This window comes from Porphyrobacter sp. SLTP (genome assembly GCF_009905735.1).
Taxonomy (GTDB): Bacteria; Pseudomonadota; Alphaproteobacteria; order Sphingomonadales; family Sphingomonadaceae; genus Erythrobacter.
Window position 1 is genome coordinate 45,499 of the sequence record NZ_JAAALE010000003.1, and the last position, 15,595, is coordinate 61,093.

The 15,595-nt window shown below is 64.9% G+C and carries 18 protein-coding genes; 8 read left to right on the plus strand and 10 right to left on the minus strand.

Going from position 1 to position 15,595, the window contains the following annotated elements:
• The first annotated feature begins 82 nt into the window (after positions 1–82).
• A complete protein-coding gene (locus GVM20_RS03240; RefSeq protein ID WP_166545873.1) occupies positions 83–1,087 on the plus strand; it encodes an NADP-dependent oxidoreductase in 1,005 nt (334 codons plus the stop codon).
• A 118-nt stretch (positions 1,088–1,205) separates the two neighbouring features.
• On the opposite strand, the gene mobA is transcribed toward GVM20_RS03240, so the two are convergent.
• The 3 genes from mobA to GVM20_RS03255 are packed head-to-tail and all read right to left on the minus strand — an operon-like array spanning position 1,206 to position 2,485.
• Complete coding sequence (gene mobA / locus GVM20_RS03245; protein WP_166545874.1) at positions 1,206–1,715, minus strand: molybdenum cofactor guanylyltransferase; 510 nt, start codon at positions 1,713–1,715, stop codon at positions 1,206–1,208.
• Positions 1,716–1,724: 9 nt separating this feature from the next.
• Complete coding sequence (locus GVM20_RS03250) at positions 1,725–2,066, minus strand: putative quinol monooxygenase (protein WP_166545875.1); 342 nt, start codon at positions 2,064–2,066, stop codon at positions 1,725–1,727.
• Positions 2,067–2,074: 8 nt separating this feature from the next.
• The gene (locus GVM20_RS03255) at positions 2,075–2,485 is read right to left on the minus strand and encodes a nuclear transport factor 2 family protein (RefSeq protein WP_166545876.1); all 411 of its coding nucleotides are present in this window, start codon (positions 2,483–2,485) and stop codon (positions 2,075–2,077) included.
• 124 nt (positions 2,486–2,609) lie between these two features.
• Here GVM20_RS03255 and GVM20_RS03260 point away from each other — a divergent pair, with 124 nt between their 5' ends.
• Complete coding sequence (locus GVM20_RS03260) at positions 2,610–3,419, plus strand: SDR family NAD(P)-dependent oxidoreductase (protein WP_166545877.1); 810 nt, start codon at positions 2,610–2,612, stop codon at positions 3,417–3,419.
• A 118-nt stretch (positions 3,420–3,537) separates the two neighbouring features.
• Here GVM20_RS03260 and GVM20_RS03265 read toward each other — a convergent pair whose 3' ends face one another.
• Positions 3,538–4,314 (minus strand): SDR family NAD(P)-dependent oxidoreductase, encoded by a 777-nt coding sequence (locus GVM20_RS03265; protein WP_166545878.1) that lies wholly within the window; start codon positions 4,312–4,314, stop codon positions 3,538–3,540.
• Positions 4,315–4,513: 199 nt separating this feature from the next.
• On the opposite strand from GVM20_RS03265, the gene GVM20_RS03270 reads away from it, so the two are divergent.
• Positions 4,514–6,133: an FAD-dependent oxidoreductase gene (locus GVM20_RS03270; RefSeq protein WP_166545879.1), complete on the plus strand. Its 1,620-nt coding sequence runs from the start codon at positions 4,514–4,516 to the stop codon at positions 6,131–6,133.
• Between the two features lie 130 nt (positions 6,134–6,263).
• Here GVM20_RS03270 and GVM20_RS03275 read toward each other — a convergent pair whose 3' ends face one another.
• From GVM20_RS03275 to GVM20_RS03285, 3 genes are read right to left on the minus strand one after another with little or no spacing between them, the layout of a single operon-like run.
• Entirely contained in the window at positions 6,264–7,601 is a 1,338-nt protein-coding gene (locus tag GVM20_RS03275; protein ID WP_166545880.1) for an aromatic ring-hydroxylating oxygenase subunit alpha, read from the minus strand.
• Between the two features lies 1 nt (position 7,602).
• Positions 7,603–8,868, minus strand: a complete 1,266-nt coding sequence (locus GVM20_RS03280) for a cytochrome P450 (protein ID WP_166545881.1) — start codon at positions 8,866–8,868, stop codon at positions 7,603–7,605.
• Positions 8,868–9,455 (minus strand): carboxymuconolactone decarboxylase family protein, encoded by a 588-nt coding sequence (locus GVM20_RS03285; protein WP_166545882.1) that lies wholly within the window; start codon positions 9,453–9,455, stop codon positions 8,868–8,870. Before GVM20_RS03285 ends, GVM20_RS03280 begins: the two co-directional genes overlap by 1 nt.
• A 128-nt stretch (positions 9,456–9,583) precedes the next feature.
• Here GVM20_RS03285 and GVM20_RS03290 point away from each other — a divergent pair, with 128 nt between their 5' ends.
• Genes GVM20_RS03290 through GVM20_RS03300 form a run of 3 tightly spaced genes read left to right on the plus strand, consistent with a single transcriptional unit; the run spans position 9,584 to position 11,828 of the window.
• The gene (locus tag GVM20_RS03290; RefSeq protein ID WP_166545883.1) at positions 9,584–10,894 is read left to right on the plus strand and encodes a cytochrome P450; all 1,311 of its coding nucleotides are present in this window, start codon (positions 9,584–9,586) and stop codon (positions 10,892–10,894) included.
• A 14-nt stretch (positions 10,895–10,908) separates the two neighbouring features.
• Positions 10,909–11,310, plus strand: a complete 402-nt coding sequence (locus GVM20_RS03295) for a putative quinol monooxygenase (RefSeq protein WP_166545884.1) — start codon at positions 10,909–10,911, stop codon at positions 11,308–11,310.
• A complete protein-coding gene (locus tag GVM20_RS03300; RefSeq protein WP_166545885.1) occupies positions 11,307–11,828 on the plus strand; it encodes a nuclear transport factor 2 family protein in 522 nt (173 codons plus the stop codon). Before GVM20_RS03295 ends, GVM20_RS03300 begins: the two co-directional genes overlap by 4 nt.
• Positions 11,829–11,978: 150 nt before the next feature.
• Here GVM20_RS03300 and GVM20_RS03305 read toward each other — a convergent pair whose 3' ends face one another.
• Positions 11,979–12,332: a nuclear transport factor 2 family protein gene (locus GVM20_RS03305; RefSeq protein WP_166545886.1), complete on the minus strand. Its 354-nt coding sequence runs from the start codon at positions 12,330–12,332 to the stop codon at positions 11,979–11,981.
• A gap of 123 nt (positions 12,333–12,455) precedes the next feature.
• On the opposite strand from GVM20_RS03305, the gene GVM20_RS03310 reads away from it, so the two are divergent.
• A complete protein-coding gene (locus GVM20_RS03310) occupies positions 12,456–12,989 on the plus strand; it encodes a carboxymuconolactone decarboxylase family protein (protein WP_166545887.1) in 534 nt (177 codons plus the stop codon).
• Complete coding sequence (locus GVM20_RS03315) at positions 12,986–13,354, plus strand: hypothetical protein (RefSeq protein WP_166545888.1); 369 nt, start codon at positions 12,986–12,988, stop codon at positions 13,352–13,354. Before GVM20_RS03310 ends, GVM20_RS03315 begins: the two co-directional genes overlap by 4 nt.
• A gap of 115 nt (positions 13,355–13,469) precedes the next feature.
• Here GVM20_RS03315 and GVM20_RS03320 read toward each other — a convergent pair whose 3' ends face one another.
• Together GVM20_RS03320 and GVM20_RS03325 are read right to left on the minus strand one after the other, a co-directional pair.
• The gene (locus GVM20_RS03320) at positions 13,470–13,988 is read right to left on the minus strand and encodes a VOC family protein (RefSeq protein WP_166545889.1); all 519 of its coding nucleotides are present in this window, start codon (positions 13,986–13,988) and stop codon (positions 13,470–13,472) included.
• A 1-nt stretch (position 13,989) separates the two neighbouring features.
• On the minus strand, positions 13,990–15,582 hold the full coding sequence (locus GVM20_RS03325; protein WP_166545890.1) for a fatty acid--CoA ligase: 1,593 nt from the start codon (positions 15,580–15,582) through the stop codon (positions 13,990–13,992).
• Between the last annotated feature and the right edge of the window lie 13 nt (positions 15,583–15,595).

The window sequence follows — 15,595 nt, forward strand, 5'->3', positions numbered from 1 at the left end:
CGAACCACTCGACTGACACTTTTGTCCGTGGAGACCGGCGCTTTGCCCCCGCAATAGGGCAAGGGAAACGAGGAGATACCTGATGCCGACCACCACCCGCCAATGGCTGCTTAACGGACACCCGCGCGGCCGGGGTATCGAGATCGCAAACGACTTCAAGCTGGTCACCACCGAGCTTGGCGATCCCGGCCCCGGCGAGATGCTGCTCAAGCTGCATTACCTCGGCTTCGATCCGGCGCAGAAGGGCTGGATGGAGAACATTGCGGACTACGTTGCGCCCATGAACATCGGCGACGTGATGCGCGGCAGCGGGATTGCCGAAGTGGTCGCATCCAACGGCGGCAGGTTCGCCGTGGGCGACATGGTGTTCGGCACCACCGGCTGGACCGAATACCTCGTCACCGATGGCAAGGAGCTGACCAAGGTCGAGACCGAAATCTCACCCACTGCCGTTCTCTCGGTGTTGGGGACGACGGGGCTGACGGCCTATTGCGGGCTGTTCAAGGTCGGCAAGCCCGTGGCCGGCGATACCGTGCTGGTGTCCGGCGCGGCGGGGGCGACGGGGAGCATCGTCGGCCAGCTCGCCAAGATCGCCGGGTGCCGCGTGGTCGGCATCGCGGGGGGTCAGGACAAGTGCGACTGGCTGGTGCGCGAGGCAGGCTATGACGCCGCGATCGACTACAAGGCCGACAATGTGAAGGCCCAGATCAAGGAACTGTGCCCGCGCGGCGTGGACGTGATCTACGACAATGTCGGCGGGAAAATCCTCAACGATATGCTCGCCTGCATCGCCACCAATGCGCGCGTGGTGATCTGCGGCGGGATCAGCCGCTACGAGACCGGCTCGCTGCCCGCTGGCCCCGAAAACTACTTCAACCTCGTCTTCCGCCGCGGCACCATGGCGGGCTTCATCGTGCTTGACTGGGCGAGCGAATTCCCCGGCATCCGCAAGCGGCTCGAAGGCTTCGTCAAGGATGGCAGCCTGAAGTATCAGGAAGACATCCAGCACGGCTTCGAAAACGCGCCGCAGACCTTGCAGCGGTTGTTCACCGGCCTCAATCGCGGGAAGCAGATGCTGAAGCTTTAGGCCTCGTCATTGCGAGCCGCAGGCGAAGCAATCCATGGCCTGACCTTTCCGCGCGCGGCTTGGTTCGTTCATGGATTGCCGCGTCGCCTTCGGCTCCTCGCAATGACGAGCAGAGGATTCACCCCGCCAAATCCTCCGGCCGGTTGACGTTCATCAACGCGGTGGGAAGATCGACCCGCCGTGCGGCAATGGCATCGGCGAACCGGTAGAGCGAACGCCCACCGCCGCTCAGGAAGGCATCAAGCGTCGGGACGTCGGCCACCGGCCACAGCCCGACGACCGGCTGGCTCTCCACAATTGCCGCACCTTCACCTGCGAGGCTCATGGCCAGATCATGCGGCAAATCCGGCACATCGACCCCGGCGGACAGGACATGGCTGAAGCCCTGTTCCCGCGCATGGCGCAACGCCGCTGCCAAACCGCCAAGGGGGCCAAGCCCAGCCTCGGGCCAATCGGGAATGCAGCGGAAACCCGGCTCATCACGCCCGCAGACCACCAACCCGCCGCATTGCACGAGCAGCGCAGCCGCCACGCGGTCGATCAGCCGCTCGCCCTGATAGAGCGCCTGCGCCTTGTCGCTGCCGAACCGCCGCGCCTGACCGCCGGCGAGGATCGCGCCCAGAATCACTGGTGCAGTTTAGTCAAACGCCTCGGTCGCATTGCCCTCGGCATTATAGACCGGGCCTTCCGCATCGACGCGGTACTTGGCGCTCACCGCGCCGGTGATGCCGAACTGACCGATATGATCGCGCATTCCGGTATAGGCCGGGTCCTTGAAATGGGCGGCGAGCGCTTCTTCGCTCTCCCATTCCTCGAACACATTCACGCGCGCGGGGTTCATCGAACAGGCGCTCCAGTCGTAATGGATGCAGCCCTTTTCGGCGAGCGCCGCTTCGATATGCGGGCGGGCGGTGCGCAGCGCTTCCTCGCGCTGGGCGGGGTCGAGGTCGATCTGGGCGGAAATGAGAATCTTGGCCATGTACCGAATTACCCCTGAGCGCCGAATTCGGCGATGATCTTGAAGGTGCGGCTGGTGAACACCCAGCGGCCGTCGATTTTGGCGAGTTCGTCTTCGTAGAGACCGCCGACATGGCGCGCGGGCGCATCCTTGGGCTTCAAGATTTCCTGCGTCTGCACCCGCGATTTCGCGGTGTTGCCGGTCACTTCGATCATGCAGGGCACGCATTGAAAGCTGACCGCCTGCAATCCGCCCATCGCGCCGTTCCAGAAGCCGACGATGGCGTCCTTGCCCTTGGTCTTGTGGCCCATCAGATCCCAGTCGGCATCATCCGCCCACACGCTCCCCCAGGTCTCGGCATCGAAGCGCACCACGCCATCGGCATAGGTGCCATTGAGTTCGACGATCGCCACGCGATCCTCCAGCGGTCCGGTAAACATAGCGCGCTCTCCCACGATTGTCGCGCCGCTATCCGCCGCGGGGGCTGGCTGAACAATGGACACTTTTGGGAAGGGCCGCGGCATTGCTCCCCGTGTTACTCGGCGTTTCGAGAGGAGATTTGTGATGGGACAGTTAGAGGGCAAGACCGCAGTGGTGCTGGGGGCGGCGTCGGAGGGCAACATGGGCCAGACCATCGCCCGCCTGTTCGCCAAGGAAGGCGCGAAGGTGATGGTGGCGGGCCGCAAGGAAGCCCCGCTGGCCGCGCTCGCCAAGGAGATCGGCGGCGAATATGCGCTGTGCGACATCGCCAAGAAGCCCGAGGTCAACGCCATGGCCGACAAGGCGGTGGCGGCTTTCGGGCGGGTCGATATCGCGATCAACACCACCGGCTGGGGCCTGCTCGCCAGCCTTGAAGAAATCACCGACGAACAGCTCGACCAGATCGTCGACTTGCAGTTCAAGGGCGTTCACCACTTCCTGCAGGCCTTCGTGCGGGTGATGAGCCAGCAGCAGCCGACCGGCGGATCGCTGATCAGCCTGTCCTCGGCCACCACCAAGGCGATCATCACCAATCACGCCGCCTATATCGGCACCAAGCGCGGCTCCGAGGCGCTGATCGAGTGCGTGGCCAATGATTACGGGCACTTGGGAATCAAGGCCAACACGGTCTCGCCCGCCTTCACCGACAGCCCGATGACGCATGAAAGCTTCCAGGTGCCGGGGCTGACCGACGCCTTCCTGCCGCGCTACCCGATGGGGCGGCTCAATACCGTGGACGATGTCGCCCATGCCTGCCTGTGGCTCAGCACCGATCAGGCCTATGTCACCGGGGCCAATATCCAGCCTAATGGCGGCCTCATCATGCGCGGCAATCCGCAGGCGGGCGATGTCGCCGCAGCAGTTGGTGCGGCGATGGCGAAGTTGCAGGGGTAGAGTCTGACGCCGTCATCCCGGCGAAAGCCGGGATCGCTCGCTGCTTGGCCCTTGCCGAAAGCGGTCCCGGGTCAAGCCCGGGATGACGGGGGGTGCGTGCGACTCTTCGCGCGCGGCCTCAATACTGCGCGGTGCCCCCGTCGACGCTGATCTGCTGGCCGGTGATCCCGGCTCCGGCCGCGCTCGCCAGCAGCACCGCCACGGCGGCGACTTCCTCAACCGTGTTCGGCCGCTTGATCGCCGAGTCGGCGGCGAACATCGCGATCATTTCGTCAAGCTCCATGCCCATCGCCTTGGCGGTGGCGGGGCCGTTGTTCTTGATGATGTCGGTGATGACGATGCCGGGGCAGATGGCGTTGACGGTCACTCCGTTCACGCCGACCTCGCGGGCAACGCTTTTGGTCATGCCGTTCACCGCGTGCTTGGCGGCGGAGTAGGCCGTCAGCACCGGCTTGCCATGCTTGCCCTCCATCGAGGAGATGTTGATGACCCGCCCATCGCCCTTGGCGATCATGGTCGGCAGCGCGCGGCGCGTGGCCCAGAAGGTCGAATAGACGTTCCACTTCATCGCTTCGTCAAAGGAGTGGTCGGAGAGGTTCACCAGCGGCTGCAGATCCCCAGCGCCGCCGGCGTTGTTCACCAGAATGTCGATTGTGCCGAAATGCGCGATGGTCTGGTCGATGAAGCCTTCGAGATCGGCCTGTTCCATCACGTCGCCCGCGATGAAGATGGCGTTGTCTCCGGCCCCGAGTTCTTCCAGCACCTTGGCGCCCTTTTCGGGATTACGGGCGAAGAGTGCAACCTTCCCACCCTCGGCCAGGAATGCCTCGGCGATCCCGCGCCCCATGCCCGCCGTGCCGCCGGTAATGGCGGCGACTTTTCCTGCCAGTTTCATATGTTTTCCAGCCCTTCCTCGTCATTGCGAGCGTAGCGAAGCAATCCATCGACCGACCGTGCAATCGCAAAGGACGGGTCATGGATTGCCGCGTCGCCTGCGGCTCCTCGCAATGACGAGTAGGGGAGGAGCGAGCGAAGCGCACCTTGCCAAAATGACGGGTTGCCGGAAGCCGCACGCAGGGCGTCTAACCGCCCGCATGGAACACGTCGACGTCATCATCCTCGGCACCGGCGCGGCGGGCATGACCGCGGCGCTTGCCGCCCATGAAGCGGGCGCGTCCGTCGCGCTGATTGAACGGGCGGACCGTATCGGCGGGACCTCGGCGATTTCGGGCGGGGTGATCTGGGTCGCCGACAATCCGCGGATGCGCGACGCGGGCATGGCCGACAGCCGCGAGGACGCGCTCGCCTATTTCCGCAGCCTCGACCACGGCGATCTGGTCGACGAAACGCTGGAGGCCTTCGTCGACAAGGGGCCTGAGGCGCTGGCGTTTCTGGAAGAGATCGAGGCGCTCAAGGTCGCGGTGCTGCCCGGCTATCCCGACTATTACCTCGACCGCCCCGGCGCGAAACCTGAAGGCTCGCGCGCGCTCGACCATGATCTGTTCGCGCTGAGGGAACTCGGCGAATGGGCGGCAAAGATCTACGCGATCGAGGAACCCAAGCCGCTGATGCTGCGCGAGACGCCCTTGGGCGGGGCGGCCGCGATGCCGCCCATGGAAGTGCTGGGCCAGCGTATGGCGGCACGGCAATGCGGGTTCGGGCAGGCGATGGTGGCGCGGCTGCTCAAGGCCTGCCTTGCGCGCGGGATCGAACCGATTCTGGGCGTGGAAACCAAGCGGCTGGTGCGGGACGGCGACCGGATCACCGGCATTGAAGGCACCCGCGATGGCCGGCCCTTCGCCATGACCGCGCGGCGCGGCGTGATCCTCACCACTGGCGGGTTCGAATGGGACGAGGATTTGCGTCAGACCTTCCTGCGCGGCCCCGTCACCGCGCCCGCCAGCCCGCCGACCGGCAAGGGCGACGGGTTGAAGCTGGCGATGGCGGCGGGCGCGAAGCTCGGCAATATGACCAGCGCGTGGTGGGCGCCCACGCTCGTCACCCCCGACGCGCCGTGGGCCAGCGGTGAGCAGCGCGCGCAGATTATCCTGATCGAACGCACCGTGCCGCATTCGATCATGGTGAACCGCAAGGCGACACGTTTCTGCAACGAGGCGGCGAATTACTCGGCCTTGGGGGGCGTGTTCCACCAGTTCGATCCTACCAGTTATGACTACGCCAACCTCCCCGCCTACCTGATCTTCGACGCGCAATATGCCGCGCGCTATCCGCTGGGCACGCGCCAGCCGGGACAGCCGATTCCCGACTGGGTGATGCGCGCCGATACGCTCGAAGGGCTGGCGGCGCAGATTGGCGTCGATGGTGCGGCGCTGACCGAAACCGTCGCGCGCTTCAACGTCCATGCCGATGAAGGCCACGATCCCGATTTCGGGCGCGGCACCAGTGCCTATGACCACTTCTATGGCGACCGCTCACGCGAGGGCACGGCTGTCACCTTGGGCGCGATCCGGGAAGCGCCCTTCTATGCGGTGGAGATCGCCTCAGGGTTGCTCGGCACCAATGGCGGGCCGCGCACGGACGGGCAGGCGCGGATTCTCGGGCATGACGGCGCGCCGATCCCCGGCCTGCTCGGCGCGGGCAATGCTATCGCGTGCCCCACGGGGGGGATTTATGCGGGCGCGGGTGGGACGCTCGGCCCGGCGCTGACCTATGGCTATATCGCCGGGCGGACGGCAGCTTTGGCGAATATCTAAATCTCGTCATTGCGAGCCAAAGGCGAAGCAATCCATGGCCCGATGTGAGCCAGAAATCCGGCAGACGTGCGGTGTCGCAATCGTCAGGGCATGGATTGCTTCGCTACGCTCGCAATGACGAGGTTGCGCCCTACTCCCCCAGCCAGCGATCAATCGTATCGTGGAAGAACCGCACCCGCGCTTCCTGTCCTGCCAGATGCCCGCCCTTGTAGCCGCGTGAGCGCAGGCCCTTCTGCTGCTCGCTCCAGATGCTCACGTCCTGATCGATGCCCGGACCGCAGCTCAGTTCGCCGACCTTGCCGCGCTTGTGCGGGACAGGGATGGTGCGGTCGACCTCCTCACCCATCGAGTAGGAATAATACCGGTCCGCGCCTTCGGGGAACCAAGTGAAATACCACATGTCGAAATAGCACCGCTCGGGATCGGTCGGGTGCGGGTCGGCGCGCAGCCAGATGCAGCCGTCGGGTTTCAGGCTGAAGCTGATGTTGGGGAAGATCGTGTAGTGGAAATGATCGGTCAGCTGCGCATCGTGGAAGTGGCTGAAGTCATAACCCTTGTCCGCGCCGCGCTCACGCTTGGCCTGCTGGAGCGCCTCGCGGGTGCGTAGCGGATCATCGCGGAAATCTTCAGGGTCGAGGCCCCAATAGGTCAGCTCCTGCGCCATCATTTCCAGCACGGTGTCGGTATGCCCACGCAGGCTCCGCGCCGGGCGTGATCCGGGCATGAACATCCGCGCATGGCCCTCCGGCGCGTAGAGATCGAACTGGCAGTCCTTGTAGCTCTGCTCCATCACGAAGCGGGTCTGCGGGTGGACGAAGGGCAAGTGGTAGCTCTCGTTGAAATTGTCCTGCACGCACTTCCAGTTCCAGTCGCCTTCTAGCGTGACCCAGTGGGTGCGGTGCATCTGCTCCATCCGGTAGCCCTCGATCTGGTGCGCCACGGGGCCGAGGTGGTCAGCCAGCGGTTTGGCGTGGGGATCGAGATTGACCCAGACGAAGCTGGCGAAGATCTCGCACCGCACTTCCTCCAGCTTGACCTTGCCGCATGGGGTGCCGCCGGCGAAATCTTCCGGGCAGGGGACGAAATTGAGCTCGCCTTCATGGGTGAAGCGCCAGCCGTGATAGGAGCAGGCGATCCGCTTGGAATGGCCCTCCTCCTCCATGACGAGGCGTTTCCCGCGGTGCGGGCAGACGTTGTAGAATGCGCGGATCTGCCCGTCATCGCCGTGGGTGACGAGGATGCTTTCGCGGCCGATGTCATAGGTGAAAAAGTCGCCGGGCTTGGCGACCTGGGCAGCAAGCCCGCCGATCAGCCAGGTCTTGGTCCAGATCCCCTCCCATTCCCGCGCCATGAAGTCATGCGACCAGTAGCGGCTGCCCTCGATCGGCTTGGCCGACAGTGCGGGCATCGGCTGGGGGGTGGTGTCGATCCGTTGGGGCGCGGTGTCGGGGCGGAGTAGAGTGGCCATATCAGCGTGCCTTCGCTTCAAAAGTGATGTGGAGCTGCTTGAGGGAACGCAGCAGGAAGTGCGGGTGGTAGCTGAAGTCGTTCAGCCCTTCGGCAAAGTGCATGTCCTCGAACCGGTCGACCACGGCCTGGAACCCCCAGGTGAGTTCGCGCCGGGCGAGCGGGGCGCCGAGGCAGTGGTGCGTGCCCGAGCCAAAGGCCATGTGTGCGCCGGCTTTGGGCCGGTCGAGATCGAGCTTTTCGGGACATTCGAAGAAGCGCTCGTCCCGGTTGGCCGCGCCGTAGCGGACGTTGACGACCGAGCCTGCGGGGATCGTTACCCCGTCCAGTTCCACGTCCTTGTGAGTGAAGCGCATCAGGCTTTGCACCGGACTTTCCAGCCGCAGCACCTCCTCGACGAAATTGCGCATGTATTTGTCGGGATCGGACTTGAGTGTGTGCCACACATCCTTGTTCTCGATTAGCAGCTTCATCCCTGCCGCGAGCGCATTGGTGGTGGTTTCCGAGCCGCCGACGAAGGTGTCCGCCATCATTTCGGCGTGAAGCTCCTCGTTGTTCAGCGGGCGGCCCCAGCCTTCGATCACGGTGTTAACCAGCACGCTGATGAGCGAGCCATCCGGGTGTTCGCGCAGGCGCTCGAAGATCGGTTGGAAGTAATGCTGCGCCTCGATCTCGCGGTCGACCATTTCGAGGTGCTTGTCCTCGGGCAGCATCAGCGAGATGCGGTGGAAGAAGGCATCGGTCCAGCCCTTGATCCGCCACATATCCTCGCGCGCGGCGCCCATCTGTTCGCCGATGATGAACAGCGGCAGGGGAACGCAGAACTGGCGCACCCAGTCGCAGTGGCCATCGTCGACGAATTCGTCGATCAGCTCGTAGGCGAGGTTTTCGACCCGCGGGTCGATTGCCTTGATGCGGCTGGGCTTGAACGCCTCGTTGAACATGGCGCGCATCTGCTTGTGGTTGGGGTCATCGCGGCCCGCCAGCGTGGGTGCGGGGAGCCAGCCTTTCTCCCGGAACCGTTCGGCGACCTTGCGTCCGCGTTCCATGTCGGTGGGGTTCGCGCGCATCAACTCGTTGGCAGCGGTCGAGGGGAAGCGCGCAGGGTCCATCAGCACCTCGCGCACGTGGTCATACCGGCTGACGACGAAGATTTGCGTGCCGGGAATGTTGTAGACCGGGGCCTCGTCGCGCAGGGTTTTGTACGCGTCATAGGGGCACTGCTGGAGCGCGGGGTCGAACAGGTTGATCTGGGGCTGCGAATTCATCAGCGCACCTGAATCTTTTCGGCACCCCAAGGCGCGATTTTGTCGGCAGTTTTAAAGGCTTCGGGCAGTTCCTCGACCATGTGATACGTCGCGGCCAGCCTGCCGAAGCCGACGAAGAACGCCACCGTCATGCCCAGTTCGACAATCTGCGCCTCAGAGAAATGCGCGCGCAGATCGGCATAGATCGCGTCGTCGATCGCCAGATGATCGGTCGCCATCAGCTCGCCGTAGCGGATCGCGACCTTCTCGGCGGCGGTGAGGTTTTCGGCCTCTTGCGGGCGTTCGAGCGAGCACACCAACCCCTCGGTCACGCCATCGGCCACAGCATCGGAGTAGCGGATCGCCATGCACGAACGGCACTGATTGAAGAACGCGACTCGCAGCCGCACCAGCTCCACCAGCCGGTCAGGCAGGGTGCGATTGCGCTTCAACGCGCCGCCAAAGCCCATCAGGCCCAGCGCCTGTTCCGGGCAATGCGCGAAATAGCGGGTCAGACCCTGTTCGAGATCGGTCAGGTTGTCGGGCTGGATCGCTGTGACCAGCCGTTCGTCCCATTGCTCCGGCGCCAGTTTGGCAATTCGGCTCACAGCGGTCTCTCCCATTGGCGGGCCTCACAAAATAGCCCGTTTCCGTAAGGTCGACGCTGCGGGACAAGGTGAATAGGAGCAATTGGCGGATTCGCTAAGCGAAGCGCCCCGCGATGGGAGAGGCGGCTGTGCAGTCTGGTATCGAAGGCGCGCCGCAAAGCCTCGCCGAGGTCGATCTGTTCGCCCCCGGTGCGCAGGAACACTGGTACGCGGCCTATGCGATCCTCCATGCCGAGGCCCCGGTGCAGCGCCTGCCCGGAGAGGGTCTGACGCCCGATAGCGACGCCTTCGTCCTCACCAAATATGATGACATCAAGCGGGTGGTGCGCGATTGGGACCGCTTCCCGCCGACATTGTCGCTGCTGGTCGCGCATATCCAGCAATCGGGCGAGATGCCCACCCACATTCCCGATATCGACGCGATGGTCGCCTCGATCGTGTCGCTGCGGCCCGATCCGGACACATGGCGCGCGCATCGCAAGGAGCTGACCGATCCGTGGGTCGGGCCGGGCTGCACCCGCCATGCGGCGATGATCACGGCCCATGTCGACGATCTGATCGCCGGGATGCTGGCCAAGGCGAGGCGCGGGGAGGCGGTCGATTTCGTCGCCGATTTCGCTCGCCCCCTGCCGCAGCGGGTGATGGCCGATGTGCTGGGCTTCCCGCACGGAGACATCCCGCGGCTGGAGCAATGGGGCAATGCGCAGGTCATGTCCTATGTGATCGGGACGACGCACAAGAACATCCTCACCCCCGAACAGAGCGCCGAGAAGTTCCGGCTGCTGGCGGGGATGAAGGAATATGTGGCGGAGAAAACCCGCGAGAAACGCGCCGCTCCGCAGGACGACATGGTGAGCTTCCTCACCCAGGTCGAATATGCCCCGCTGGGCCGCAAGCTCACCGATGATGAGATCAACGGCGTGGTCTATGCGATGGTGATCGGCGGGCTGGAAACCACCCAATATGCCATCGCCGAACAGGCGCAACTGCTGTGCGACCGGCCGGGGATGTTCGCACAACTGCGCGGCGACCGGGCGGCGATCCGCACCTTCATCGAAGAAGGGATGCGGCTACGCTCACCCACCCAAGGCCTCTCGACGCGCATCTGCGCGCATGACGAGGTGTTCCAGGGCGTCCACGTTCCTGCCGGCTCCATGCTCCACCTGCGCTGGGCGGCGGCGAATATTGATGCGGACGAGTTCGAAGACCCGCTCGACCTGAAGCTGGATCGCAAGGCGGCGACCCGCCACCTGGCCTTCAGTCAGGGGCCGCGGTCGTGTCCCGGCTCCAACATCTCGCGGCTCGAACAGATGATCGCGTGGGAGCGTCTGTGCGATGCCTTCGCCGATCTCGCCTACGCGCCCGGCAACGACTTCCGCCATCAGGGCGGGATCATGCTCGGCATCCACCGGCTGTTGCTCAACCTCACACCCGCCTGAACGGAGACGCTTCGATGGCCACATTGCTCGCCCATATCCAGATCCAGCCCGGCAAGGAGGAGAAGTGGGAAGCGATCATGCGCGACATGGTCCACCACACCTTCGGTACCGAGGAAGGGGTGATCCGCTACGAATACTGGAAGGGGCAGGAGCCGCTGAGCTACTACTGCCTGCTCAGCTTCAAGGACAAGTGGGCGTTCTATCACCACCAAATGTCCGACCACCACGAAGGTCACGATTTTGCCGATGTGCTGGCGGGGATAAAGCTGGAATACATCGACCCCGTCGAAGGCGCGGGCGGGGGGCTACCGCCGACCGAACACCCGGCGCTGCCGGCCGATGCGAGCGAGGCGATGCGGACAGCGCAGGAACGCTTCCCGCTCGCCATTCCCGCTTGGTGGAGCGCGCGGGCATGAACGTCGAGGCCGTGCTTCAGGAACTGCTCGACAAGCAAGCGATCCAGGAGCTGATCGCGCGCTATTCGCGCACTTTGGACTGGGTCGATGATGCGGGGCAGGCGGACTGCTACTGGCCCGATGCGGCGATCGACTACGGCTTCTTCAAGGGCACCGCAGCGGACTTCGTGCCGGTGGTGATGGCGGTGGAACGCTCGACCGGGCGGCGCTGGCACCTGCTGTCGTCGCTGGCGGTGAATCTGACCTCGGCCACCACGGCGGAGGGCGAATGCTACGGCATCGCATTGGGCTTCCGTCGCGAGGATGAGGCCGAACCGTATCGCGGCAATATGTATGGCGGGCGCTATCTCGACCAGTATGAGAAGCGGGACGGGGAATGGCGGATTTCGAGCCGCCGCTACATCATGGACTGGACGATGGCGATGCCCGACCAGCCCGACGCCAGCCCCAACGCCGAATTCCCGCTGCCGATGCTGGACCTGCGCGAAAGCGGGCATCCCGATTACCGGGCGATGTGATGTGAAATCCCTCCCCGTCCTGCGAGGGATGAGGAGGTGGCACCGCGCAGCGGTGACGGAGGGGTAATCCTCCGGCAGCGATTTACCCCTCCGTCAGCCCTTCGGGCTGCCACCTCCCCATTCGCCGGGCGAACGGGGAGGGACTCAGGCTTACTCCCCCACTGGGTCCAAGTAATCGCGGTAATAGGTCATCTTGCCGCCGCTGACCTTGTAGATGCCCACTCCGCCGCGCGGCGGATGGCCGTCCATGTGCATCGTCCAGCGCGCCCACACCGCGTGATCGTCCCCGCAGATCTCGTCGACGGTGAAGTGGACTTTCCGGTCCCCCATCTCCTTTACCATCGTCGTCATGAAGCCGAGGATCGCCTCGCGGCCCCGGTATTGCCCCCAGATCGGATCTTCGAGAAAGGCGTCCTCGGCGAAGAGGTCGACCAGCTTCGTGTAATCACCGCTGTCCTGAATGCGCCAGAAGTCCTCGATCACGCGCTGTGCTTCGCCGGGCATGGCGTTTCTCCCTCGATGTTTCACGCAATCTGCCATGCAGGTCCGCGCCCCCGCCCCTGCGAAAATGGCGAGGGTGCCGTAACGGCGGGCTCGGGCTAGTCTGATCGTGAAGGAGAGAGCTTCATGTCGACCACTCCGCGCGTATCCTCGGCCATTGCTGGCGAACCGGCGCATTTCGGGAGCGTGCTCGCGCACCAGCCCGCCATCGCGGCAAGTTTCTTCGCGCTTTACGGGCGGTTCTGGGGCTCGGACGTGCTGGCGGCGCGGATCAAGGAGGTCGCGCGGATGCGCAACGCCCGCGTCACCGAATGCGGGTTCTGCCGCAATGTCCGCTTCGACAAGGCGGTGGCCGAGGGGCTGGGCGAGGAGGTGGTGGACGACATCACCGATGGCTACGAGACCTCCGACCGGCTGACCGACACCGAGAAAGCGGTGCTCAAGTTCACCGACGCGCTGATCCACGATCCCGAGCTGCTGACCGGCGACGCGAAGGCGGCTTTGCAGCGGCACCTTACCCCGCCGCAGATCGCCGAGTTGGGGCTGGGGGTGACGCTGTTCCTCGCGCTCGCCAAGGCGCTGATCACCATGGGGCTGGAGCCGGAGGTGATGGACCGCACCGTGCTGCCCACGCCTGCCGTGCTGGAGGCCGCAGAATGACCGCCGTCTGCGCCGCGCTGGCCGCCGCTCCGGTGCTGGCTGCCCACTACGCCGATTTCCGCGCGAAAGCCGAAGGCGCGCTCGACCCCGCGCTGGTGGCGCTGGTCCGGCAAGCAGTGGCGCAGGTGCATGGTATCGACAGCGCGCCGATCGAAGAAAGCGCGCTCGACGCCGGAACCCGCGCGGCCATCGCCTATGCGCGGCGGATGCCGTTCGAGCATACCGCGATCACCGACGCCGAAGCCGCCGCAATGGTCGCGCATCTGGGCGAGCCGGGGTTTGTCGCTTTCTCAGTGGTGACAGCGCTGGCGGATGCAGAATGCCGCGCGGAGTTGGTGGGGTTGGCGGAGCTGGCGGGTGCCTAGTCTGTCTTCGTCATTGCGAGGAGCCGCAGGCGACGCGGCAATCCATGGACCGCTGATTGCAATTGCATGATGCGGCCATGGATTGCTTCGCTACGCTCGCAATGACGAGGAGGGACTAACCCAACTCCCGCAGCAGATCGCGCCCATCCCACCCCTGAGCCGCCGCCGCGACGAAATCGTAGAACCCCGTCAGTTGCGGCGTCGGCTCATACAATTCCAGCATATGCCCCAGGCTCGCGCGGGTATCGACAAAGGCGAAGGCGGTGCCCGTCTGCGTCACCGAAAGCTGCGCAAGGGGCGCGCCCTCGGCTTTGAAGCGGGCCATCTCGGCCTCAAGGTCATCGACGAACAGCGCCGCGTGATGCAGCCCCTCTTTCCCAGACCCATGCGGAAACATGTCGTGCAGCGCGGATGGATCGGGATTGTGCTGCACCACCAGTTCCACCATCACGCTGCCCCATTGGCCATAGGCGCTGGAATGGTCGAAGGGCCGCGCCTCCCCGCGATGCTGCGATGACGCGAGCGCGACATGGCGCAGCACGAAGAACGGCCCCGAGCCGAACTGCCGGTGATGCGCCGCTGCTGCCGCTTCAAGATCATTGACCTTGTAGGCCAGTTGCCTGACCGGCAGCACCTCAGTTGACCGCCCGGTCCTTGCCCACCCAATAGGGCGCGCGCAGCTCGCGGCGCAGGATCTTGCCCGAAGGGTTCCGCGGCAGAGCGGCAATGAAATCGACCGTCTTGGGGCACTTGTAGCCCGCGATCAGCGTGCGGGCGTGGGCGATCAGTTCTGCCTCGGTCAGGGTTTCGCCCGGCTTCACCACCACGCAGGCCTTCACCGCCTCGCCCCACTTGGGGTCGGGCACGCCGATCACGGCGACATCCGCCACCTTGGGGTGCGAATAGAGCGCGTTCTCGACCTCGGCTGGATAGACGTTCTCGCCGCCCGAGATGATCATGTCCTTCACCCGGTCGTGGATGTAGAGATAGCCGTCCTCGTCAAGGTATCCGGCGTCGCCCGTGCGCAGCCAGCCTTCGGCATCGATGGTCGCAGCGGTGGCTTCGGGGTTGTTCCAGTACCCACGCATGTTCTTGCTTGAACGCGTTGCGATCTCGCCCACGGTGCCCACCGGGACCGGGTTGCCCGCCTCGTCGATGATCTTGAGCTCGACTCCTGCCAGCGGCTTGCCGACGCTGCGCATCCGGGGCGAGCCCTCGGGCACGTGATCCTCGGGATCGAGCGCGACGATCGTGCCGCTGGTCTCGGTCATCCCGTACATCTGCACAAAGCCGCAGCCGATCACCCGCATCGCCTCGCGCATCAGTTCGAGCGGGATCGGTGAGGCGCCGTAGGTGATGTATTTGAGGCGGCTGAAATCGGTCTCGGCCACGCGCGGGTGGTTGAGCAGAATCTGGATCGCGGCGGGGACGAGGAAGATCTTGGAGATGTTGAAATTGGCGATCAGGTCCAGTGCCTTGGTCGGATCATATTCCGGCAGGACGATGGAATTGGTCCCCGCGACCATCGTGCCGATGCCAGTGCCGGTGCCGCTGATGTGGAAGCACGGCATGGCGAGCAGCGTGACATCGCCCGGGATCGGCTCCTGCCAGCCGCGCATCTCGTCTGCCGCGGCTGTGGCATCGCGGCTCGACAGGATCGAGCCATGGGTCATCACCGCCCCTTTGGGCTTGCCGGTGGTGCCCGAGGTGTAGAGTTGCAGCGCATCGTCTTCAGCCCGGACACGGTGGGCGGGCGGCGTGGCGGGGAAGCCGTCGCGCCAGGTGCGATAATCGGTGCCTGCGAAGTCCGGCGCGTCGATGCCGATCACCTGCTCCAGCCGCGGGCAGTCTGCGCGGATGCCGGCGAGCACTTCGGCAAAGCCTTCGCCGATGAACACCACGCGGGCCTGACAATTGTCGAGGATATAGGCGACTTCCGGCGCGGCGAGGCGCCAGTTGACCGGGGTCATCACCGCCCCGATGCGCGCCGCGCCGAGGAAGGCTTCGAAATAGAGCGGATGGTTCTTGCCGAGGAAGGCCACGCGCTCACCCGGCTTGACGCCCAGTGCCGCCAGCCCGTTCGCCGCCCGGTTGGCGCCTTCATCGAGTTCGGCGAAGCTGATCTCCTCGCCCGCGTAGGTGAAGGCGATAACGTCCCCCTGAACGCGCGCGTGATCGCGCACGACGTCGCAAAAGGACTCCGCTGCCAATGCTGTGTTCTCTCCCATGCGGGCAAGGATA